The organism is Bradyrhizobium sp. SBR1B (assembly GCF_014198205.1).
Classification (GTDB): domain Bacteria; phylum Pseudomonadota; class Alphaproteobacteria; order Rhizobiales; family Xanthobacteraceae; genus Bradyrhizobium.
In genome coordinates this window covers 85,885-107,085 of record NZ_JACIHC010000006.1, presented here as the reverse complement: position 1 = coordinate 107,085, position 21,201 = coordinate 85,885, and the positions used below count along the sequence as shown (strand labels likewise).

Here is a 21,201-nt window from a genome sequence, read left to right as displayed (position 1 = left end):
TTCGGGATGCGGATTCTGGGGGCATCGTTGGGGATCGGGCTTGCAGCTTGCTGCATCGCGTCTGCGCGCGCCCAGTCGATCAATCCCGGCGTGATCCAGAACGACGTCGACCGGCAGCGGCGGCAGCTCGAACAGCAGAGCGCGCCGCCCAAGCTCACCGGGCCGGCGGTGATCGGCGGCGAGCGGGAAAAGTCCCAGCTCCTGAAGCCGGGCGGGCCGAAATTTCGCCTGCGCAAGGTCACGTTCGACGAGTCCAAGTTCATCACGCCGGCGGAGCTGGATGAGATCGCGAAGAAATATGTCGGCAAGGACGTCGACATCGCCTCGCTGTTGCAGCTCGTTGCCGACATCAACGCGATCTATGCCGCGCGCGGCATCGTCACGGGCATCGCGACCCTGCCCGAGCAGGACGCCAAGGGCGGTGTCGTCCGCGTCAAGCTGACCGAAGGTCGGCTGCAGAAGACGACGGTCGAGGGCAACAAGCAGACCCGCACCGACTACATCCTCGATCGCGTGAAGGAGCCCGAAGGCGAGGTCCTCGACGTTCCAAAGCTCAACCGCGACGTGATCTGGTTCAACCGGACCAACGACGTCCAGATCAAGGCGCTGCTGCAGCCCGGCACGAGCTTCGGCCTCACCGACCTCCAATTCGCGGTGATCGAGCCGCCGGTCGACACCTTGCAGCTCTTCACCGACAACCAGGGTTCCGAGAACACGGGGCGCTGGGAAGGCGGTGCCTTCTACAAGCGCCACGGCCTGTTCGGCGTCGACGACCGCCTGACCTTCTACGGCGTCCGTTCCGACGGCAATCTCAACGGCAACGTCGCCTACAGCATCCCGGTCAATCCCTGGGGCGGCCGCGCCGGCGTCAGCTATACCGAAGGCAAGATCAAGATCGTCCAGGGGCCGTTCGTCGCGCTCGACGTCACCGGCCGCTCGAGCCAGGCCGCGGTCAATTTCAGCCAGCCGGTCTGGGTGACCCAGGACTGGCTGGTGCTGCTCAACGCCGCCTTGACCGAGGGCAAGACCGTCAGCCGCTTTGCCACGGTCGCCGTCACCGACGACCACTACGACAAGACCACGGCCGGAATCTCGGTGACCAAGTCCGGCAACACCTATTCGATCACGGTCTCACCGGCAGTGAACTACATCGCGTGGCATGACTATGTGCTCGGCAACAACCGCGCGTTCAACACCTATACCGGCTCGCTGATCGCGACGAGCGCTGCAGGGCCCCAGAACTTCAGCGCCAATGTGCTGGCGAGCTGGCAGTACACGCAGGAGAAGCTGCTGCCGGGCGATCAGATCTTCTCGATCGGCGGCCCCACCACCGTACGCGGTTATCCCTCCAATGCGGCTTCCGGCGACAGCGGCTATTATCTCAACGCCGAACTGCATTACAACTGGTCGCAATGGCTGAGGGGTTTCGACACCTACGTCTTCACCGACTGGGGTGCGGTGTATTCGACCTTCCCCGGCGTCACCGAAATGGCCTCTGTCGGCGTCGGCTTCTCCTGGACTTATGCGTCGTTCATGACGTTCGAGGCGAATTACGCGACGCCGCTGAAGATGGCGGTCTCGACCCAGAACCATTACGAGGCCTATGGCCGCGTCATCTTCCGGCCGCTGCTGATGTTCCAGAAGCCGGAGCCACCCTCGCCTGTGGCGGCGATGGCTGGCAGGAGCAGGTCGTAGCGTCTCCGTCATGGCCGGGCGTGTCCGGCCATCCACGTTCTTTTGACGTGGAAACGAAGACGTGGATGCCGGGACAAGCCCGGGCATGACGAGCTTGGGGTCAACGCCGCAACGTAAACTCATCCGCGCCGCGCCGGTGCTCCCATTTCGCCTGCTCCAGCTCGGGCTGGTCGCATTCGACTTCCGGATAGCCGATGCAGAGATAGGCGATGAACTTCCAGGTATCGGGCACGTCGAGAACGGCGTGGATACGATCCGGATTGAGGATCGAGATCCAGCCGATGCCGATGCTCTCTGCGCGTGCGGCGAGCCACATCGCGGTGATGGCAGCGACCACGGAATACTCGGTGGTTTCCGGCATGGTCGCGCGGCCGAGGCCGTGGCCGATGTCGCTGGCCTTGTCGGCGAACACGGCGAGGTGTCCGGGGGCCTGTTCGAGGCCCGACAATTTCAGCGTGGCGTAGCGGGCCGCACGTTCGCCGGAATAGCAGTTCAGCGCGTCGGCGTTGCACGCCGTGAAATCGTCGATGATGGCGCGACGTCGTGCAGCATCATCGACGGTGACGAAGCGCCAGGGTTGACTCAGGCCGACCGAGGGCGAGAGACAAGCGGTCTCGATCAGGCGATCGATGGCGCCGGCCGGCAGCGGGTCAGCTCGAAAGCGGCGGACGTCGCGGCGCCATACGAACAGCTCGCGCAAGTGCTGACGGAAGGTGTCGTCGAACTCGACCATGAGATCAGCCTCCCATCCGGAAGGATGCCGCGACCAGCAGAATGAGGATCTCGCCGATCTGCTCGAAGGCACCGAGGATGTCGCCGGTCTGCCCGCCGATCTGGCGCACCGCAAGCCGCGCCAGCAACAGGCCGGCGAGCGACAGCAGGATCAGGCCGACCAGCGCCTTGCCCGGCCCCAACGCGAGAGCGAGCGCGAGCGTTCCAAGAGCGAAGGCGATGGCAATGCTGCGGCCCGGCGGCGATCCCGCGCTCGCCGACAGCCCGTCAGGCCGCGCTGGCGGTACCAATGACATGAAGGCCGGCACGCCGGCGCGGGCGGCGGCATGCGCTGACAACAGTGCACATGCAACCAGCAAGGGATCGGCGATGGCCGCGAGTGCGCTCCAGCGCAGGCCGAACGACACAATCAGCGCGCAGACGCCGTAGGTCCCGATCCGGCTGTCACGCATGATCTCGAGCTTGCGCTCGCGCGTGCGACCGCCGCCGAGCCCGTCGGCGGTGTCGGCGAGACCGTCTTCGTGCAGCGCGCCGGTGATGAGGGCGGTCGTCGCGAGTGCAAGCAGGGCAGCAATGTTCGGTGTCAGTCCGAAGCGGATGGCGACCTTGTAGACGAAAGCGCCGGCAAGGCCGACCAGCAGTCCCGCGACGGGTAGCGCCCAGGTCGCGCGCGCGACGGCGCCGTCGCCTGCAGGCTTCGACGATGCGACGGGAAGGATCGTGACGAACGACGCTGCCATCCTGAGATCGGCGACGACGTCCTTGAAGAGCTCGGCGCGCGGCATCATTTCAATTTCATGGGCAAACCGGCGACGACGAACTCGACCTCGTCGGCGGCTTCGGCGATGATCTGGTTCATGATGCCGGCGGCGTCGCGATAGCTGCGCGCCAGCGCGTTGTCGGGGACGATGCCGAGACCGACCTCGTTGGTGACGAGGACGACCGGGCTTTTCAGGCGGGGCAGGGCGGCCGCGAGTTCGGTCACTTCACGCTCCCAGTCGCGTTCCGCATGCATCAGGTTGGAAAGCCACAGTGTCAGGCAGTCCACCAGCCGTGCGCCGCCGCCATCGCTTGCGACTAGCGCGGGAACGAGATTAAGCGGCACTTCGCGCTCGATCCAGTCGGTTCCGCGGCGCGCGCGATGCTTGGCGATGCGCGCCTCCATTTCGGTATCGAGTGCCTCCGCCGTCGCGACATAGACGGGCTGCCCGGGAAAAGCGCGCGTGCGCGTTTCCGCACGCTTGCTCTTGCCCGATCTCGCTCCGCCGGTGATCAAGATGACGGCCATAAAGGTCTCCTGTGGGCCTGACTAATCACCAAACGCGGCCAAAGACAAAGCCGAAATCAGGCGGGTAGGGGCTTGCGCTTGGGACTTGCTTTGCGCAACAGGGGCGGGACAGGAGGCGTGTGTGGGCTTTGCGGGCGCGATGGTGGTGGCGATGGCGGTGGATGCCCTCCTGGGCTGGCCGTCGTGGCTGTTCGCGCGGATCGGTCATCCCGTGACCTGGCTGGGTCGGCTGATCGGTGCCATCGACATCACCTGGAACCGCTCGTCCGATCCGCCGGCATTTCGCCGCGCTGCTGGTGTCGCTGGCGCGCTTCTGGTGATTGCGCTCTCCGTCGCACTCGGCTGGACGCTTCAGGCCTTGCTTTCCTCGGGTTGGATCCAGATCGTGCTGATCGGCATCCTAGCCTGGCCCTTGGTCGCTTCGCGCTCGCTACATGACCACGTCGCCGCCGTCGCGAATCCTCTGATGGCCGGTGACATCACCGCCGCGCGCGAGGCGGTCTCGCGCATCGTCGGTCGCGATCCCAAAGCGCTGGATCAAGCCGGCATCGCGCGGGCGGCGATCGAAAGCCTTGCCGAAAACGCCTCGGACGGCATCGTCGCGCCAGTGTTCTGGGGCGCGCTGTTCGGCCTGCCGGGTATCCTCGGCTACAAGGCGATCAACACGTTGGACTCCATGATCGGCCATCGTAGCGAGCGGCATGAGGCCTTCGGTTGGGCCGCGGCGCGCATCGACGATGTCGCCAATTTCATTCCGGCGCGGCTGACCGGCTTTCTGTTCGTGCTGCTGGCCCCGCACCGATCGCAGGCGCTGGCGTGCATGACGCGGGACGCGCGCCGTCACCGCTCGCCCAATGCCGGCTGGCCGGAAGCGGCGATGGCGGGTGCGCTCGGTGTGCGGCTCAGCGGCCCTCGCATCTATCACGGCAGCTCGACGAATGAGCCCTGGCTCAATGAAGGTGCGCGCGATCCGCTGGCAGCTGACATCGGCGAGGGACTGACGGTCTATCGCCGCGCCATGGTGCTGCTCGCTGGCACCCTTGCGATCCTGGCCTTCGCGTGAAAGAACGGGGCATGCGCGAGCACGGTGGAAATCTGGATCTGGCACAGCAGCATTTTGGCGGGCGCGCGGAAGACTGGATTGACCTGTCGACAGGGATCAACCGGCTGCCTTACCCCGTGGCCGAGATCGATCCGCGCTATTGGAACGCACTGCCTTCGCGATCCGACCTCAACGCCCTGCATCAGGCGGCGCAGCAGGCCTATCGCACCAGCGCACCGATCGTTGCGATGGGCGGCGTGCAGGCTGCCATTCAATTGCTGCCGCAACTGGTGCCGACCGGCCGCGCGCGCATTCTCGCGCCGACCTATAACGAGTACGCAGGGGTTCTGTCGGCCGCAGGCTGGGATGTCCAGGAGGCCAGCGAGCTCGACGCGCTGGCAGGCGCGGATCTCGCCATCGTCGTCAATCCCAACAATCCCGGCGGTCAGCATCATGCACCGAAGGATCTGCTCGCACTGCTGCCGCGCGTCGGCCGCCTCGTCATCGACGAGAGCTTTGTCGACGCCGTTCCGCTGCTGTCACTTGCATCGGAAGCCGGTCGGCCGGGACTGCTGATCCTGCGCTCGTTCGGAAAGTTCTATGGTCTTGCCGGCCTGCGGCTCGGCTTCGCGATCGGCAATGCCGCCGACATAGGCAAGCTTGCGTTGATGTCGGGTCCATGGCCGGTTTCGGGAGCGGCGATCGCGATCGGCTGTCGCGCGTTGCGTGACGACGCCTGGGCCGAGGCCACGTCAGCGCGACTCGCCCGGGACTGTGTTCGCCTCGATGCCATCGCGCACGCGCAAGGCTGGATGCTGCTTGGGGGGACGCCGCTGTTCCGTCTCTACGAGACGCCCGGCGCGCTCGCCGCGCAAGAGAGATTGGCACGAAGCCATATCTGGTCGCGCGTCTTTGCACAAAGGCCGACATGGCTGCGCCTCGGGCTTCCGGGCAGCGAAGCCGAATGGACGCGGCTTGCCGAGGTGCTAGCGCGCTAGCGCGAGCAGTCCTTCCACGTCGAGATGCTTTTCGATGTGATCGGCCAGCGCATCGAGCGCGCTTTCGACCCTGGCTTGATAGGGCTCGCCACCTGCGGGAATGTCGAGCCTGGCCAGATAGGCCTTGCGGAAATCATCCGACGTGAACAGGCCGTGCAGATAGCTGCCCTGCACGCGGCCATCGCGCGAGATCGCGCCTTCCGGCTCGCCGTTCAGCTTCGCAAACGGGCGCGCGCGGTCCGGCCCGTCAGTGCGGCCGATGTGGATTTCGTACGCCTCGATTGGCTGGTCTGTGTCGGCATGCACGGCCGCGACACGCGTCAGCGTCTTCTGCGGACTCATCACCGTGTCCACGTCCAGCAGCCCGAGGCCCGGCGTGTCGCCTGCGGTGCCTTCGATGCCGTCAGGATCGGCGACGTTGCGCCCAAGCATCTGATAGCCGCCGCAGAGACCGAGCACATGGCCGCCCCTGCGGTGATGCGCGAGCAGATCGATGTCCCAGCCTTGCGCGCGCAGGAAGGCGAGATCGCCGCGGGTGGATTTCGAGCCGGGGATGATGACGAGACGCACGTCCCCCGGGATCGCTTCGCCCGGGCGTACCATCACGAGATCGACGCCCGGCTCGAGCTTGAGCGGATCGAGATCGTCGAAATTGGCGATCCGCGACAGCGCCAGGCAGGCGATCTTGCACTGGCCCGGCTTGCGCGCGTCGCTGAGGCCGAGCGCGTCCTCGGCCGGCAGCTCGCCGGCGCGCGCGAACCAGGGCAGCACGCCGAAGCCGAGCCAGGCCGTTCTTTGTTCGATCAGCCTGTAGCCGTCGTCGAACAGCGAGGGATCGCCGCGGAACTTGTTGATGACAAAACCCTGGATCATCGCGGCATCGTCGGGGTCGATCACGGTCTTGATGCCGACCAGCTGGGCGATGACGCCGCCGCGGTCGATGTCGCCGACCAGCACGACCGGCACGTCCGCCTTGCGCGCAAAGCCCATATTGGCGATGTCGGCCTTGCGCAGGTTCACTTCGGCCGGGCTACCGGCACCTTCCACCAGCACCAGATCGGCCCGCCCCTTCAGCCGCTCAAAGCTCTCCAGCACCGCGCCCATCAGCGATGGCTTCATCGCGGCATAGTCGCGGGCACGCGCGGTCGCGATGCGCTTTCCTTGGACGATCACCTGCGCGCCGATGTCGGTCTCGGGCTTGAGCAGCACGGGGTTCATGTCGGTGTGCGGTTCGACGCGAGCGGCCAGCGCCTGCAGCGCCTGGGCGCGGCCGATCTCGCCGCCATCGACGGTGACGGCGGCGTTGTTCGACATGTTCTGCGGCTTGAACGGGATCACGCGCAGGCCGCGCCGCGTGAGGGCGCGCGCGAGACCGGCGACGATGAGCGACTTGCCCACGTCCGAGCCGGCCCCCTGGATCATCAGCGCGCGTGCCATCGAACTCAGAACTCGACGCCGGCCTGTGCCTTGATGCCGGAGCGGAAGGGATGTTTCACCAGCGTCATCTCGGTGACGAGATCGGCGATCTCGATCAACTCCTCCTTGGCGTTGCGGCCGGTGAGGACGACATGCGTCATCGGCGGCTTCGAGGTGGTCAGAAACTCGACGACCTCGGCGATGTCGAGATAGTCGTAGCGCAGCGCGATGTTGATCTCGTCGAGCACGACCATACGCAGGCTCTCATCGAGGATCAGCTCCTTGGCCTTCTCCCAGCCGGCGCGCGCGGCGGCGATGTCGCGGGCGCGGTCCTGCGTCTCCCACGTAAAACCTTCGCCCATGGCGTGGAACTGGCAGAGGTCGCCGAAATGGCCGGTGAGCAGGCGCCGCTCGCCGGTATCCCAGGCGCCCTTGATGAATTGCACGACTGCGCAGGGAAGGCCGTGCGCGACGCAGCGGACGATCATGCCGAAGGCCGACGAGGACTTGCCCTTGCCGGCCCCGGTGTGGACGATGATGAGGCCCTTTTCGCCGCTCTTGGTCGCCATGATCTTGTCGCGGGCGGCCTTCTTCTTCGCCATTTTCGTGGCGTGGCGGGCGTCGGTTTCTTCGGCCGTTTTTGTATCCGGTTCAGGCGTCATCGGGTCCCGGTCCTTCGGCTTGACAAGTGGCGGCCACCGGCAAATGGTGGCCCGGCGTTGGTTCCTGTCCTATGACAGGCGAAGAGGGAATGCGATAGGGTCCGAATCGGCAAGATTTGGGTCCAAAATGCAGCCGCCCCCGCGACCGTGACCGGAGAGATGTCCGAAGCCACTGATTCCCTCAGGGAATCGGGAAGGCGGGGATCGAAGGGGAAAACCCTGCTCCGCAAGCCGGGAGACCTGCCAGCGCGGACGAGTTTTGGACCGGCGGACGGGGTGTTCCGCGACGGGGAAAACGGGCCTCCAATAGAGCGGTCCGTGTGCCTCATCGCCTCCCGCTGTTATCTGGAAGAGGCGATGACCGTCACACTTCACGTCTGCATCACCTGCCGTGCCGGCGAGACGCCTGGCGAAGGCGAGGCGACGCCCGGCAAGCGCCTGCATGGGGCGATCCTCGACGCGGGCGTGCCCGAGGGTGTCAATGTGGTTCCCGTCGAATGCCTGTCGGCATGCAACCAGGGTTGCTCGGTCGCGCTGAGCGCGCCCGGCCGGTGGTCTTACGTCTATGGCCGCCTCTCGGATGCAAATGCGCAGGATGTGGTCGCGGGCGCCGCGGCCTATGCGGCCGCGCCTGACGGCCTCGTGCCCTGGCGCAGCCGGCCGGAAATATTCCGCAAGCAGTCGCTTGCCCGCATTCCCCCCATTGCCGTCGTGCCGGAGGCCGCCGAATGAACTCGCTCGCAAAAGTCCCTGTGACGGTGGTCACCGGTTTTCTCGGCTCGGGCAAGACGACGCTGATCCAGCATCTGCTCAGCAATGCCGGCGGCAAGAAGCTCGCGGTGCTCGTCAACGAGTTCGGCAGTGAGGGCGTCGACGGCGAGATATTGAAATCCTGCGCCGACGCCAATTGCCCGGAGGAGAACATCGTCGAGCTCGCCAATGGCTGCATCTGCTGCACCGTTGCCGACGATTTCATTCCGACCATGGAAAAACTACTGGCGCGGCCCGTGCGGCCCGATCACATCCTGATCGAGACCTCGGGCCTGGCGCTGCCCAAGCCGCTGCTGAAGGCATTCGACTGGCCGGAGATCCGTTCGCGCATCACCGTCGACGGCGTGATCGCGCTCGCGGATGCCGAGGCTGTCGCCGCTGGCCGCTTTGCGCCGGATCCTGACGCCGTCGAAGCGCAGCGCGCGGCGGACGAGAGCCTGGATCACGAGACGCCGCTGTCGGAAGTGTTCGAGGATCAGATCGCCTGCGCCGACATCGTGCTGCTGACCAAGGCCGACCTCGTTGGCGCGGCGGGACTTGAAGCGGCCAAGGCTGCCATCACCGCCGAGATGCCGCGCCGCGTGCCGATGCTCCCCGTGACCGACGGTGCGATCGATGCGCGCGTCATCCTCGGTCTTGGCGCTGCCGCCGAGAACGATCTCGCCGCGCGTCCCTCGCATCATGACGGCGAGGAAGAGCACGAGCACGATGATTTCGCCTCGGTCGTGGTCGACCTTCCTGAAGTCGCCGACGTCGATGCGCTGGTCGCATCCGTCCAGAAGCTGGCGCGCGAGCAGAACGTGCTGCGCGCTAAGGGCTACATCGCGGTCGCGGGCAAGCCGATGCGGCTGCTGCTGCAGGCGGTCGGCGAGCGCGTGCGCCACCAGTTCGACAAGCCCTGGGGCGCAGGTCACAGGCGGTCGAAGCTCGTCGTGATCGGCGAGCACGGCGATATCGACGAGGCCGCCATCAAGGCAGGACTAGGTATCTGATGCACGTCGTCTTCCGCGAGAGCCGCGGTCTGGAGGAGACCGCGACGCCAAGGGATATCGGCCAGGACCCGGCCGATCTCGTGGTGCTCTCGTATTCGGATTCGGATCTCGCGGCGTTCGCAGCCGGCTGGCGGCGTGGCCGCCACAGCCTGCCGACGCTGCGGCTCGCCAATCTCGCGGAGCTGCGTCATCCGCTGTCAGTGGACACCTATATCGAGCGCACGCTGTCTCAGGCGCGTGGCATTCTGGTTCGCCTGATTGGTGGTGAGTCCTACTGGCCGTATGGTCTGGCTGTGCTCCGGCAGCTCGCCAAGGACCGTGGCATTGTGCTGGCCGTGCTGCCGGCCGACGGCCGCGACGACCCGCGGCTCGATGCATACTCGACCCTGCCGGTCTCGACGCTGCGCCGGCTCAAGGTGCTCTGCGACACCGGCGGACCGGTCGCCGCGCAAGCCGCGATCGCACAGCTCGCACTGGCTTCGGGACTCTATGCCGGGCCTGTTATCGGCGACACCGCTGTGCCCGAGATGGGGTTCTACGATCCCGCCCGCGGCGTCATTGCGGCACCGGCGCACGGCGAGGGCAAGCCGCGTGTGCTGGTAACGTTCTATCGCTCATATCTCACCGCCGCGGACATGGGCCCGGTCGATGCCCTGATCGCAGAGCTGCGCGGGCGCGGCTTTGAAGCCTGCGGCGTGTTCGTGACCTCGCTGAAGGCCGCGGGCGTCGCGGATTGGTTGCGGGCGCATCTTGCGCAAAATCCTCCGGCGGCGATCGTCAACGCGACGGCGTTCTCCGCGGCTGGCGACGACGGCACGACGCCGTTCGATGCCGCAGCGTGCCCGGTGTTCCAGGTCGCGCTCTCCACCGCCCGGCGCGAGGACTGGACGGAGTCGCTGCGCGGCCTGTCGCCCGGCGATCTCGCGATGCATGTGGTGCTGCCCGAGGTCGACGGCCGTTTGTTCGCGGGCGTGGTGAGCTTCAAATCAGCCGGCATTCGTGACCCCGATCTGCAGTTCTCACACCTGGCGCATCGCGCCGATGAGGAGCGCGTGACGGCCGTCGCTGCGCGCGTCGCGGCGTGGCGGCGACTTGCGGAGACGCCGGCCGGTGAGAAGCACCTGGCGCTCGTGCTCTCGAACTATCCGGGCCGGCCGCACCAGATCGCGCATGCGGTCGGGCTCGATGCGCTGGCCTCGGTCGAGGCGTTGGTGTCGGATCTCGCCGAGGCCGGCTTCGATGTTGTTCCGGTCCATGCGCTCGGCGAGGCGCTGCTCAAGCAGAAGCTCACTTGGAGCGTCGCCGACTACCGCGCGGCGCTTTCGCGCCTGCCGCAAGCCTTGCAGGATGATCTCGCGCAAGCCTGGGGCGCGCCCGAGAGTGATCCGAGCTGCCGCGACGGCGCGTTTCATTTCGCCGCGATCCAATGCGGCCGATCGATCATCGCGGTTCAACCGGAACGCGGCGATGCGACCACGCGCGATACCGATTATCACGATCTCGCCCGCACGCCGCGCCACGCCTATGTCGCGTTCTATCTCTGGCTTCGGCAGCAGGCCTGTGACGCCGTCGTGCACATGGGCGCACATGGCACGCTGGAATGGCTGCCCGGGAAATCCGTGGCGCTGTCGTCCGCGTGCTGGCCGGAAGCCCTGATCGGCGATCTTCCAATCATCTATCCCTTCATCGTCAACGATCCCGGCGAGGCCGCGCAGGCCAAGCGGCGCTTGGGGGCCGTCACCATTGGTCATCTGCCGCCGCCGCTCACCGCATCCGCCGTGCCCGAAGGCTTGCGCCGGCTCGAACAGCTCCTCGACGAATATTCGACCGCCGATGGTCTCGATCCCGCGCGCCGTCAGCGATTGATCGCAGCGATCCGTGATGAGGCGCGCGTGGCGGGCCTCGAGGACGATCTCGGTTTGGATGCCTCGGCCGCGCCCGCCGAAGCCATTCCGCGGATCGATCGCTTCGTCTGCGATCTCAAGGAAAGCCAGTTCGGCGACGGCCTGCATGTGTTCGGCCGCGGCGCCTGCGGCGATGCGGAGCGCGACGCGTTGCGTTCGGCACTTGCCGGCAAGCGCGTTGCGCCGGGACCGTCGGGCTCGCCCTATCGCGGCCGTCAGGACGTGTTGCCGACCGGACGCAATCTCTTTGCCGTCGATCCGCGCGCGGTGCCGACGCCGTCGGCGCATGCGCAGGGCATCAAGCTTGCCGAAGAGCTGCTGCGCCGCCATCTGCAGGATCATGGCGACTGGCCGAAGGGCCTCGTGGTCGATCTCTGGGGCTCGGCAACGATGCGCACCGCGGGCGAGGAATTTGCGATGGCGCTGCATCTGGCCGGCCTTGCGCCGCGCTGGGATCACGCCTTCGGCCGCGTCATCGGATACGACATCGTCGCGCCGGCCGAGCTCGGCCGTCCCCGCATCGATGTCACGTTGCGGGTGTCGGGCCTGTTCCGCGACGTCTTCTCAGGCCTTGCGCAATTGTTCGAGGCCGCCTCCGAAGCGCTTGCGACGCGCGAGGACGAGGGCGACGAGAATCCGTACCGCCACCGCGCCTCCCGCGTGTTCGCGCCGCGTCCCGGACAATACGGCGTCGGTCTATCGGCGATCCCCGATGCCTTCACGCCCGAGACACGCGAAGCCGCGGGCGAAGCCTGGTTGTCGGCATCGTCCTGGGCGTTCTCGGCCGACGGCGAGATGCAGCCGAATCGCGCCGGCATCGAGCAGCGCCTTGCTTCGGCTGATGGCTTTGTCCATGTCCAGGATTTGCCGGAAACTGATCTGCTGCTCGCGGCCGATTATGCCGCGCATGAAGCCGGCGTTGCGGCGGCTGCAGAGCATCTGGGCGCGGCAGGACCATCGCTCTATCACCTCGACACGACTCGTCCCGAGCAGCCCCACGCGCGCACGCTGACCGAGGAGGTCTCGCGCGTCGTCCGAGCGCGCGCCGCCAACCCGGCGTGGATCGCCGGCATGATGCGTCATGGCTTTCGCGGCGCCGCCGAGATCACCGCGACGCTGGAGCATATGGCCGCTTTCGCTCATCTTGCCGGCGCCGTGCCGCCGCATCTGTTCGATCTCTACTACGATGCGACGCTCGGCAATGACGACGTCCGCGCCTTCATGGCGCGTGAAAATCCGTCCGCTCTCGCCGCGATGGAAACCTGTTTCGCGCGCCTGCACGATGCGGCGCTTTGGCAAACGCGCCGCAATTCGATCGCGGCGGCGCTGCGGGAGGCCTCATGAGCGCGGCCACGGTCAAGGGCTGGTGTCCCGGCGCGCTGCGCCCGATGCTCTCGGGCGACGGGCTCGTGGTGCGCGTGCGTCCGTTCGGTGGGCGGCTCGAAGCACCACAAATCACAGGACTTGCCGAGCTCGCCGGGCAACACGGCAATGGTCTGATCGACGTGACGAGCCGTGCCAATCTGCAGATCAGGGGCGTTAGCGAAGAAGGCCATCGGCCGTTGATCGACGGCCTTGCGCGACTGGCGCTGCTCGATCCGGATCCGGCGACGGAAGCCCGTCGCAACATCCTCGTCACGCCGTTCTGGCGCGCTGGCGACGCGACTCAACCGCTAGCAGCCGAGCTCGAAGAAGCGCTCGAGGATAACGCGCTCGCGCTTCCAACGAAGTTCGGTTTCGCGATCGATGACGGGACCTCGCGCGTGCTCGCCGGCGATTCCGCCGACATACGCATCGAGCGCGATCGCACAGGCGGTCTCCTGGTGCGGGCCAACGGCGCAAAGCTCGGCCGCTCCGTCGCACGCGGAGAGGCCGTGAGCACGGCGCTCGCGCTCGCAAGCTGGTTCCTGGTCTCCGGCGGCGCGACGGGCGGGCGAGGGCGCATGGCGGCCCACATCGCCTCCGGCGCGCTATTGCCTCAATCGTTGCGCGGCGAGACCGAGCCCGCGCCCGTGATGGCCGCCTCGCGCCCCGGGCACTATCCGCAAGGCGCGATGGTGGGCGTCGCGTTCGGGCAGATGCTGCATACGACGCTGCATCAATTCGCCGGTTGCGGACATGCGCTGCGCATGACGCCCTGGCGGATGGTGCTGAGCGAAGGCAAGCGCGAGATGCCGAGCGCGCCGGGCCTGATCACCGAGCCGTTCGATCCCGCGTTGCGCGTCATCGCCTGCAGTGGCGCGCCGCGCTGCCGCGAAGCCCATGCCGATACGCGCGCGCTCGCAGCAGCGCTCGCCCCGCGCATCGCCGCCGATACGCGGCTGCACGTCTCCGGCTGCGGCAAGGGCTGTGCCCATTCCGGCACGGCCGCCGTCACGCTGGTGGCGACCCGCGCCGGCTTCGATCTCGTCCGTGACGGCTCGATCCGCGACGAGCCGGTGTTGCGCGGCCTGAACGGCGCCGACATCGTCAGCGACCCCTCCATCCTGGTGGGAGGGAACTGATGCCGCACACTTACGAGACCGATGGCGCGGCGATCTACCGGCAGTCCTTTGCGACCATCCGCGCCGAAGCCGATCTCGCGCGCTTTTCGCCCGACGAGGAGCAAGTCGTGGTGCGGATGATCCATGCCGCCGGCATGGTGGGTCTTGAGGCGCATATCCGCTTCACCCCGGGCATGGCGATCGCTGCGCGCGCCGCCTTGCAGAAGGGCGCGCCGATCCTCTGCGACGCGCGCATGGTCTCGGAAGGGATTACGCGCGCAAGGTTGCCCGCAGCCAATGCTGTGATCTGCACGCTTGGCGACGAGACCGTGCCTGCACTCGCACAATCCATGCACAACACCCGCTCGGCCGCGGCGCTGGAGCTGTGGCGGCCGCATCTCGATGGCGCGGTCGTTGCGATCGGCAATGCGCCGACCGCGCTGTTTCATCTGCTCAACATGCTGGAGGACCGCGACTGCCCGCGGCCTGCGGCGATCATCGGCTGTCCCGTCGGTTTTGTCGGCGCGGCCGAGTCCAAGGCCGCGCTGATGGCCGATCCGCCCGTGCCGGCGCTGACGGTCCAGGGCCGCCTCGGCGGCTCTGCGATCACGGTTGCCGCGGTGAATGCGCTGGCGAGCCGGAGCGAATAGCGATGGGACGCATCATCTGCTGCGGTCTCGGCCCCGGCGATCCTGATCTGATGAGCGTGCGCGCCGATCGCACCGTGCGCGCCGCGCAGCACGTCGCCTATTTCCGCAAGAAGGGCCGGCCGGGCCAGGCGCGGCGCATCGTCGAAGGCATGTTGGCGACCGATGTCACCGAATATCCCATGGAATATCCCGTTACGACGGAGATCGCCTTCGACAGCGCCGAGTACGTGCAGCTGCTGGCCGGCTTCTACGACGAGTGGGCGGAGCGTCTGGCGCGGCTTGCGCGCGCGGTCGACGTCGTCGTACTTTGCGAGGGCGATCCTTATTTCTACGGCTCCTTCATGCATCTGCACATACGCCTGCAGGGCCGCGTCGAGATCGAGGTGATCGCGGGCATTCCCGGCATGGTCGGCTGCTGGAACGGCGTTGGACAGCCGATCGCACTCGGCGATGACGTGACGACCGTGCTGATGGGGACGCTTCGCGAAGACGAGCTCGAGCGGCGTATGCGCGATTCCGATGCGATCGTCGTCATGAAGACGGGACGCAATCTCGCAAAGGTGCGGCGTGCACTCAGCTCTGCCGGCCGGCTCGACGATGCCTGGCTGGTCGAGCGCGGCACCATGCCAGGCGAGCGCGTGGTGCGGCTCGCCGAGGTCGACGGCGCCGACTGTCCCTATTTCGCGATTGTGTTGGTGCACGGCAAGGGCCGGCACCTGGACGCTGCCGAATGACGGGCACATTGACCATCGCGGGCCTCGGGCCGGGCAGCGATGCGCTGGTGACGCCCGAGGTCACGGCCGCGCTGGCTTCCGCGACCGACATTCTGGGTTACGCGCCCTATGTCGCGCGCGTGCCGCCGCGTGCTGGGCTTAAGCTGCACCCCTCGGATAACCGCGAGGAGCTGCAGCGTGCGAGCGAAGCGCTGCGGCTTGCCGCCAAAGGCGGGCAGGTCGTCGTCGTCTCCTCCGGCGATCCCGGCGTCTTCGCGATGGCCTCGGCCGTGTTCGAGGCGCTCGAACAGGCGCCGCAATGGCGGGATCTTTCGATTCGCGTGCTGCCTGGCATCACCGCGATGCTGGCAGCGGCCGCACGTGCGGGCGCGCCGCTCGGCCATGATTTCTGCGCGATCAATCTCTCCGACAATCTCAAGCCGTGGGCAGTCATCGAGAAGCGCCTGCGGCTCGCCGCCGAGGCCGATTTTTCGATTGCGATGTATAATCCGCGCTCGGCAAGCCGGCCGGAAGGATTCGGCCGCGCGCTTGCGGTGCTGAAGGACGCAGGCTGCGGCGAGCGCCTCGTGATTTTTGCGCGCGCGATCAGCGATTCTGATGAGAGCATCGAAACTGTCACGCTGAACGAAGCCCGGCCCGAGATGGCCGACATGCGCACGCTGGTGATCGTCTGCAATTCGCAGACCCGCCGGGTCGGCCGCTGGGTCTATGCGCCGAGGCGGGTAGAATGACCGAGCCACTGCATGATCTCGGCCACGCTCTCGACCCGCAACCGCTCGGGCAGCTCCGGCCGCGATATCATCATCACGGGCAGGCCGAGCATGCGGGCCGCGTCGATCTTGGCGCGCGCGCCGTCGCCGCCGGAATTGCGGGCGACGATCCAGCCGATGCCGCGCCCATGCAACAGATCAAGCTCACTGTCGAACGTGAACGGCCCGCGCGATACGATCACGTCGGCGGCGAAGGGCAGGGGCGCCTCCGGCGGATCGACGAACCGCAGCGTATAGGTATGCTGCGGCTTGTTCGCAAACGGCGCGATATGCTGGCGTCCGATGGCGAGGAACACTTTTGCGGGCGCCTCGGGCAGCGCGGCGACGGCGGCGCTGACGTCCGTGACTTCGATCCAGTTGTCGCCGGGCGCTTTCGTCCAAGGCGGGCGCTCCAGCGCAATCAGCGGTGTGGCGGTTTCCGCGCACGCTTCGACCGCATTGCGGCTCATCTCGGCAGCGAACGGATGCGTCGCGTCGATCACGTGCGTGATGCCTTCGCGGCGGATGTAATCGGCCAGTCCGCTAACGCCGCCGAAGCCGCCGATGCGGGTCGGCAGCGGCTGATCCGCAGGCGCGCGGGTGCGACCGCCATAGGAGTAGACGGCCTCGATGCCTGCTCGCGCGATCGCCGCGGCGAGCAAGCTCGCATCGGCAGTTCCGCCCAGAATGAGGGCGCGCGTCATGGCTGATCCCTGGCTGACCATCATTGGTATTGGCGAAGATGGCCTTGCCGGGCTGTCGGAGGCAAGCCGAAAGGCGCTCAATGAGGCCGAAACCGTCTTCGGTGGTGAACGGCATCTCGCGCTTGCCGGCGTCGGCAGCCGCGGCCGTCCGTGGCCGGTGCCGTTCGACGCCCGTGTCGTTCTGAGCTGCCGCGGCCGGCCGACGGCGGTGCTCGCTTCCGGCGATCCATTCTGGTACGGCGCCGGCGCAGGTCTTGCCGAGAAGCTCGGAGGGGACGAGTGGATCGCGCATCCGGCACCGTCGACCTTCTCGCTTGCGGCCGCGCGGCTGGGCTGGCGTTTGGAGTCCGTGACCTGCATCGGGCTTCATGCCGCGCCGTTCGAGCGTCTCGTGCCGCATCTGGCGCGAGATGCACGCATCATCTGCCTGGTACGCGACGCAGCGGCGGTCGACGATCTCGCGAAATGGTTGACCGAACGCGGATGGGGCGCTTCACTCTTGTGGACCCTCGTGGCACTTGGCGGCCCACGGGAATACATTGATCAGCATCGCGTCGATCTCTTTGCTGATGATATCGCTGGAAATCTGGTTGCGGTAGCGCTGCTGGCGAGGGGCACGCAAGGCATGCCCCGCAGCTCGGGCCTGTCAGACGATCTGTTCATCCATGACGGCCAGATCACCAAGCGGCCGGTGCGCGCGCTGGCGCTGTCGGCGCTGGCGCCGCGTCCGGGCGAGCGACTGTGGGATATCGGCGCCGGCTCGGGGTCGATCTCGGTCGAGTGGGCGCTGTGCGGCGGGACAGCGACTGCGATCGAGGCGCGCGAGGAACGCACCGCAAACATCCGCAGCAATGCAGCGGCGTTTGGACTTTCGCACCGGATCACCGTCGTCAAAGGGAGGGCGCCCGAGGCTGTTGCTGCCCTGGAAGCACCGGATGCGGTCTTCATCGGCGGCGGCCTCGATAGCGCGATGTTCGATGAGATCTGGTCGCGAATTGCGCCGGGCACGCGGCTGGTTGCACATTCAGTCACATTGGAGACGGAAGCGTTGCTCGGCGATCTGCACCAGCGCCACGGCGGCGAGCTGATGCGGGTGGAGATCGCGCATGCCGCGCCGCTCGGCCGCTACCGCTCCTGGGAGGCGGCACGGCCGGTGGTGCAGTGGAGTACGGTCCGATGAAGGTGGCCGGGTTTGGCTTCAGAAGAGATGTCAGTCTCGCTTCGCTGCGCGAAGCACTGCTGGCGGCGGGTGATCCCGAAGGCCTCACTGCGATGGCAACCGTCAGCGACAAGGCCGACGCGGAGCCGCTGCAGCAGCTCGCGCGTGAGTGCGGTGTGCCGATCAAGGCTGTACCGGCCGAAATGTTGGCCGGTATCGCCACGCCGACCCAGTCCAATCTCGTGATGGAGAAGTTCGGCACTGGATCGATCGCCGAAGCCGCGGCGCTCGCTGCGGCCGGGCCTCGCGCTCGGCTGATCTCGACACGCGTTGTCTCGCAGGATCGCACGGCGACGGCCGCGATCGCGGAAGGAGACGGCGCATGACGGTGCATTTTATCGGCGCGGGGCCGGGCGCTCCCGATCTGCTGACGTTGCGCGGCCGCGACCTGATCGCGGCCTGTCCGGTCTGCCTCTATGCCGGCTCGCTGGTCCCCGAGGGCGTGCTGGCGCATTGTCCGCCCGGCGCGCGCATCGTCAATACCGCGGCGCTGTCGCTCGACGAGATCATTGCCGAGATCGCCGCCGCGCATGCGGCGGGCAAGGACGTCGCCCGCCTGCATTCCGGCGATCTCTCGATCTGGTCGGCGATGGGCGAGCAGCTCCGCCGCCTGCGCGCACTTGGCGTTCCGTTCACCGTGACGCCTGGTGTGCCGTCCTTCTCCGCCGCTGCGGCAGCGCTCGAGGCCGAGCTGACTTTGCCCGGCCTGGCTCAGACCGTGGTGCTGACGCGCACGCCGGGCCGTGCCAGCGCGATGCCTGAGGGCGAGAAGTTGGCAGCCTTCGCCGCGACCGGTGCAGTGCTCGCGATTCATCTGTCGATCCATCTGCTCGACAAGGTCGTCGCCGAGCTCGCGCCGCATTACGGCGCGGACTGTCCGGTCGCGATCGTCTGGCGCGCGAGCTGGCCGGATCAGCGCATCATAAGCGCCACGCTGGCTACGCTCGATGCTGCCGTCGGCACCGAGATGGAGCGCACCGCGATCATTCTGGTCGGCAAGACGCTCGGCGCTGCGGATTTCGACGAGAGCCGCCTTTACGCCGCTGATTACGATCGCCGCTATCGGCCGGTCGGCGCCGAGCCGCGTTTTCCGGAAGGCTCGTGATGGCGGCAGGCCTCGTCATCTCCGCACCGGCCTCCGGCGTCGGCAAGACCACGCTGACGCTGGCGCTCGCGCGCGCCTGGCGCCATCGCGGCTTGAACGTGCAGTGCTTCAAGAGCGGTCCCGATTACATCGATCCCGCCTTCCACGCCGCCGCCACGGGGCGCGCTTCCGTCAACGTCGATAGCTGGGCGATGGATCGCGGGGCGATCTCGCATCTCGTCGGCCGCGGCGCGGACGCCGATGTCGTGCTTGCCGAGGGATCGATGGGCCTGTTCGACGGCGTCGCCGCGCCCGGTGTTTCCGGCACCGGTGCCACCGCCGACATTGCGGAGATGCTGGGCTGGCCGGTGGTGCTGGTGATCGATCCTTCCGGACAAGCGCAGACCGCGGCGGCGATCGCCGCGGGTCTTCGTGATTATCGCCCCGGCGTACGGCTCGCCGGCGTCGTGCTCAACCGCGTTGCCAGCCCGCGCCACGAAGACCTCGTGCGGCGTGCGCTCAACGACGCCGGCATTGCCGTGTTCGGCGCGCTGCCGCGCCATGCCGAGATCAGCCTGCCGAAGCGGCATCTCGGCCTGGTGCAGGCCGAGGAGCAGGCCGAGATCGGCAAGCTGATCGACGAGGCCGCGCGCTTCGTTGCCGAGCATGTCGATCTCGATGCGGTGCTGCGATCGGCTGCGTCCTGGACACCACAACCCGCCGCGAATGGGCTGAACGTGACGCCGCCGGGCCGGCGCATCGCGCTCGCGCGCGATGCGGCGTTCTCTTTCGTCTATCCGCACATGCTGGAAGCCTGGCGCGGGGCGGGCGCGGAGATCTCGACATTCTCGCCGCTCTCCGATGAAGCGCCCGACGCGAGCGCCGATGTGTGCTGGCTGCCCGGCGGTTATCCCGAGCTGCATGCCGGCAGGATCGCGGCCAATGCGCGTTTTCGCAGCGGCCTGCGCGCCTTCGCCGAAACGCGACCGGTGCACGGCGAATGCGGAGGCTATATGGTGCTGGGAACCGCTTTGACCGATGCGGACGGTGTTCGCCATGAGATGACAGGCCTGCTTGGCCTCGAGACCAGCTTTGCCAAACGTCGCATGCATCTCGGTTATCGTCTCGCGACGCTGGCCGCGCCGATGCCGGGACATCGCCCCAGTGCGCGCCTGCGCGGCCATGAGTTCCACTATTCGACCATTCTTGCCCAGCCTGATACGCCGTTGGCAGTCGTGCACGATGCAACCGGCGCGGTCATTGCCGAGACCGGTTCGCAGCGCGGCCACGCCACCGGCACGTTCTTTCATCTGATCGCGGAGGACCGGTGAGCGGATTCGTCTCCTTCATCTCCGCCGGCCCCGGCGACCCCGAGCTTCTCACGCTCAAGGGCGCCGCGCGGCTGCGCGAGGCCGACGTCGTGCTCTATGACGATCTCGCCTCCGGCGCGATCCTTGATCTCGCCCGGCCCGGCGCCAATCTCGTCGCGGTGGGGAAACGGGCAGGGCGTCCCTCGACCAAGCAGCACCACGTCAACCGCCTGCTGGTCGACTACGCCGCAACAGGTGCGCGCGTGGTTCGGCTCAAGTCGGGCGATGCCGGCATTTTCGGCCGGCTCGAGGAGGAGCTGGAGACGCTGCGTGAGGCCGGCATCGGCTACGAGATCGTTCCCGGCGTCACATCGGCCTGCGTTGCCGCAGCGCAAGCCGGCATCCCCCTGACCCGGCGCCACACCTCGCGCCGGGTGCAATTCGTCACCGGCGCTGATGTCACCGGCGAGTTGCCGCCGAATCTGAATTGGGCGGCCCTGGCCGATCCTGAGGCGACGACCGTGGTCTATATGGGTCGGCGCACCTTCCCCGCGCTTGTCGCAAAGTTGATCGCGCACGGCCTCGCTGCAGATACTCCCGCGCTGTTCGCCGAATCCCTCGGCCGCCCGGACGAACGGCTGGTCCGCACCACCATCGCCGAGCTTGCCGAGCAGCTTGCGCGCGGCGGCGCCGCGTCGACGGCCGCCGTGATCCTGTTTGGGGCGCTGGCGGGGGATTATCCGTCATGACGGCCTTGGCCGCCGTTCG

Annotated in this window: 21 protein-coding genes and 1 riboswitch; of the genes, 15 read left to right on the top strand and 6 right to left on the bottom strand. The window is 67.3% G+C overall.

Annotation, left to right across the window (positions count from 1 at the left end):
* The first annotated feature begins 6 nt into the window (after window positions 1-6).
* Complete coding sequence (locus GGD61_RS17815; RefSeq protein ID WP_092256224.1) at window positions 7-1,695, top strand: ShlB/FhaC/HecB family hemolysin secretion/activation protein; 1,689 nt, start codon at window positions 7-9, stop codon at window positions 1,693-1,695.
* A 100-nt stretch (window positions 1,696-1,795) separates the two neighbouring features.
* Here the strand turns inward: GGD61_RS17815 and bluB are convergent, their stop codons facing one another.
* Genes bluB through cobU form a run of 3 tightly spaced genes read right to left on the bottom strand, consistent with a single transcriptional unit; the run spans window position 1,796 to window position 3,715 of the window.
* On the bottom strand, window positions 1,796-2,428 hold the full coding sequence (gene bluB, locus GGD61_RS17810; RefSeq protein ID WP_092256221.1) for a 5,6-dimethylbenzimidazole synthase: 633 nt from the start codon (window positions 2,426-2,428) through the stop codon (window positions 1,796-1,798).
* A 4-nt stretch (window positions 2,429-2,432) separates the two neighbouring features.
* Window positions 2,433-3,215, bottom strand: coding sequence for an adenosylcobinamide-GDP ribazoletransferase (cobS, locus tag GGD61_RS17805; RefSeq protein WP_092256219.1), 783 nt, complete (start codon window positions 3,213-3,215; stop codon window positions 2,433-2,435).
* Complete coding sequence (gene cobU, locus GGD61_RS17800; protein WP_092256216.1) at window positions 3,212-3,715, bottom strand: bifunctional adenosylcobinamide kinase/adenosylcobinamide-phosphate guanylyltransferase; 504 nt, start codon at window positions 3,713-3,715, stop codon at window positions 3,212-3,214. Before cobU ends, cobS begins: the two co-directional genes overlap by 4 nt.
* Window positions 3,716-3,836: 121 nt before the next feature.
* Here cobU and cbiB point away from each other — a divergent pair, with 121 nt between their 5' ends.
* Together cbiB and cobD are read left to right on the top strand one after the other, a co-directional pair.
* Complete coding sequence (gene cbiB / locus GGD61_RS17795; RefSeq protein ID WP_177237095.1) at window positions 3,837-4,778, top strand: adenosylcobinamide-phosphate synthase CbiB; 942 nt, start codon at window positions 3,837-3,839, stop codon at window positions 4,776-4,778.
* Between the two features lie 11 nt (window positions 4,779-4,789).
* Entirely contained in the window at window positions 4,790-5,755 is a 966-nt protein-coding gene (gene cobD, locus GGD61_RS17790) for a threonine-phosphate decarboxylase CobD (protein WP_177237094.1), read from the top strand.
* Here the strand turns inward: cobD and GGD61_RS17785 are convergent.
* Window positions 5,744-7,192, bottom strand: a complete 1,449-nt coding sequence (locus GGD61_RS17785) for a cobyric acid synthase (protein ID WP_092256211.1) — start codon at window positions 7,190-7,192, stop codon at window positions 5,744-5,746. The genes cobD and GGD61_RS17785 overlap by 12 nt on opposite strands.
* Window positions 7,193-7,197: 5 nt before the next feature.
* Window positions 7,198-7,833, bottom strand: coding sequence for a cob(I)yrinic acid a,c-diamide adenosyltransferase (cobO, locus tag GGD61_RS17780; RefSeq protein ID WP_092256208.1), 636 nt, complete (start codon window positions 7,831-7,833; stop codon window positions 7,198-7,200).
* A gap of 41 nt (window positions 7,834-7,874) precedes the next feature.
* A riboswitch (cobalamin riboswitch) is annotated at window positions 7,875-8,096 on the top strand.
* Between the two features lie 94 nt (window positions 8,097-8,190).
* Between cobO and GGD61_RS17775 the strand changes: the two genes are divergently transcribed.
* Genes GGD61_RS17775 through cobJ form a run of 7 tightly spaced genes read left to right on the top strand, consistent with a single transcriptional unit; the run spans window position 8,191 to window position 16,098 of the window.
* Complete coding sequence (locus GGD61_RS17775; RefSeq protein ID WP_018315957.1) at window positions 8,191-8,565, top strand: DUF1636 domain-containing protein; 375 nt, start codon at window positions 8,191-8,193, stop codon at window positions 8,563-8,565.
* Complete coding sequence (gene cobW, locus GGD61_RS17770) at window positions 8,562-9,596, top strand: cobalamin biosynthesis protein CobW (RefSeq protein WP_183230950.1); 1,035 nt, start codon at window positions 8,562-8,564, stop codon at window positions 9,594-9,596. Before GGD61_RS17775 ends, cobW begins: the two co-directional genes overlap by 4 nt.
* Complete coding sequence (gene cobN / locus GGD61_RS17765; protein WP_092256203.1) at window positions 9,596-12,844, top strand: cobaltochelatase subunit CobN; 3,249 nt, start codon at window positions 9,596-9,598, stop codon at window positions 12,842-12,844. Before cobW ends, cobN begins: the two co-directional genes overlap by 1 nt.
* Entirely contained in the window at window positions 12,841-14,004 is a 1,164-nt protein-coding gene (gene cobG, locus GGD61_RS17760; protein ID WP_092256866.1) for a precorrin-3B synthase, read from the top strand. The genes cobN and cobG overlap by 4 nt, the downstream gene beginning before the upstream one ends.
* The gene (locus GGD61_RS17755) at window positions 14,004-14,633 is read left to right on the top strand and encodes a precorrin-8X methylmutase (RefSeq protein ID WP_092256199.1); all 630 of its coding nucleotides are present in this window, start codon (window positions 14,004-14,006) and stop codon (window positions 14,631-14,633) included. The genes cobG and GGD61_RS17755 overlap by 1 nt, the downstream gene beginning before the upstream one ends.
* A 2-nt stretch (window positions 14,634-14,635) precedes the next feature.
* Window positions 14,636-15,367 carry a precorrin-2 C(20)-methyltransferase gene (locus GGD61_RS17750; protein ID WP_092256198.1) on the top strand — a complete coding sequence of 244 codons (732 nt, stop codon included), beginning with the start codon at window positions 14,636-14,638 and terminating at the stop codon, window positions 15,365-15,367.
* Window positions 15,364-16,098, top strand: coding sequence for a precorrin-3B C(17)-methyltransferase (cobJ, locus tag GGD61_RS17745; protein WP_092256195.1), 735 nt, complete (start codon window positions 15,364-15,366; stop codon window positions 16,096-16,098). The genes GGD61_RS17750 and cobJ overlap by 4 nt, the downstream gene beginning before the upstream one ends.
* Here cobJ and GGD61_RS17740 read toward each other — a convergent pair.
* The gene (locus GGD61_RS17740) at window positions 16,074-16,820 is read right to left on the bottom strand and encodes a cobalt-precorrin-6A reductase (protein ID WP_183230949.1); all 747 of its coding nucleotides are present in this window, start codon (window positions 16,818-16,820) and stop codon (window positions 16,074-16,076) included. The genes cobJ and GGD61_RS17740 overlap by 25 nt on opposite strands.
* Between GGD61_RS17740 and cbiE the strand changes: the two genes are divergently transcribed.
* The 5 genes from cbiE to cobA are packed head-to-tail and all read left to right on the top strand — an operon-like array spanning window position 16,819 to window position 21,182.
* Entirely contained in the window at window positions 16,819-18,000 is a 1,182-nt protein-coding gene (gene cbiE / locus GGD61_RS17735; RefSeq protein ID WP_092256190.1) for a precorrin-6y C5,15-methyltransferase (decarboxylating) subunit CbiE, read from the top strand. The two genes, GGD61_RS17740 and cbiE, sit on opposite strands and share 2 nt — an antisense overlap.
* Entirely contained in the window at window positions 17,997-18,365 is a 369-nt protein-coding gene (locus GGD61_RS17730) for a cobalamin biosynthesis protein (protein ID WP_177237093.1), read from the top strand. Before cbiE ends, GGD61_RS17730 begins: the two co-directional genes overlap by 4 nt.
* Window positions 18,362-19,144: a precorrin-4 C(11)-methyltransferase gene (gene cobM / locus GGD61_RS17725; RefSeq protein ID WP_183230948.1), complete on the top strand. Its 783-nt coding sequence runs from the start codon at window positions 18,362-18,364 to the stop codon at window positions 19,142-19,144. Before GGD61_RS17730 ends, cobM begins: the two co-directional genes overlap by 4 nt.
* Window positions 19,144-20,454 (top strand): cobyrinate a,c-diamide synthase, encoded by a 1,311-nt coding sequence (locus GGD61_RS17720; protein ID WP_183230947.1) that lies wholly within the window; start codon window positions 19,144-19,146, stop codon window positions 20,452-20,454. The genes cobM and GGD61_RS17720 overlap by 1 nt, the downstream gene beginning before the upstream one ends.
* On the top strand, window positions 20,451-21,182 hold the full coding sequence (gene cobA, locus GGD61_RS17715) for a uroporphyrinogen-III C-methyltransferase (protein WP_092256179.1): 732 nt from the start codon (window positions 20,451-20,453) through the stop codon (window positions 21,180-21,182). Before GGD61_RS17720 ends, cobA begins: the two co-directional genes overlap by 4 nt.
* Window positions 21,183-21,201 lie beyond the last annotated feature (19 nt).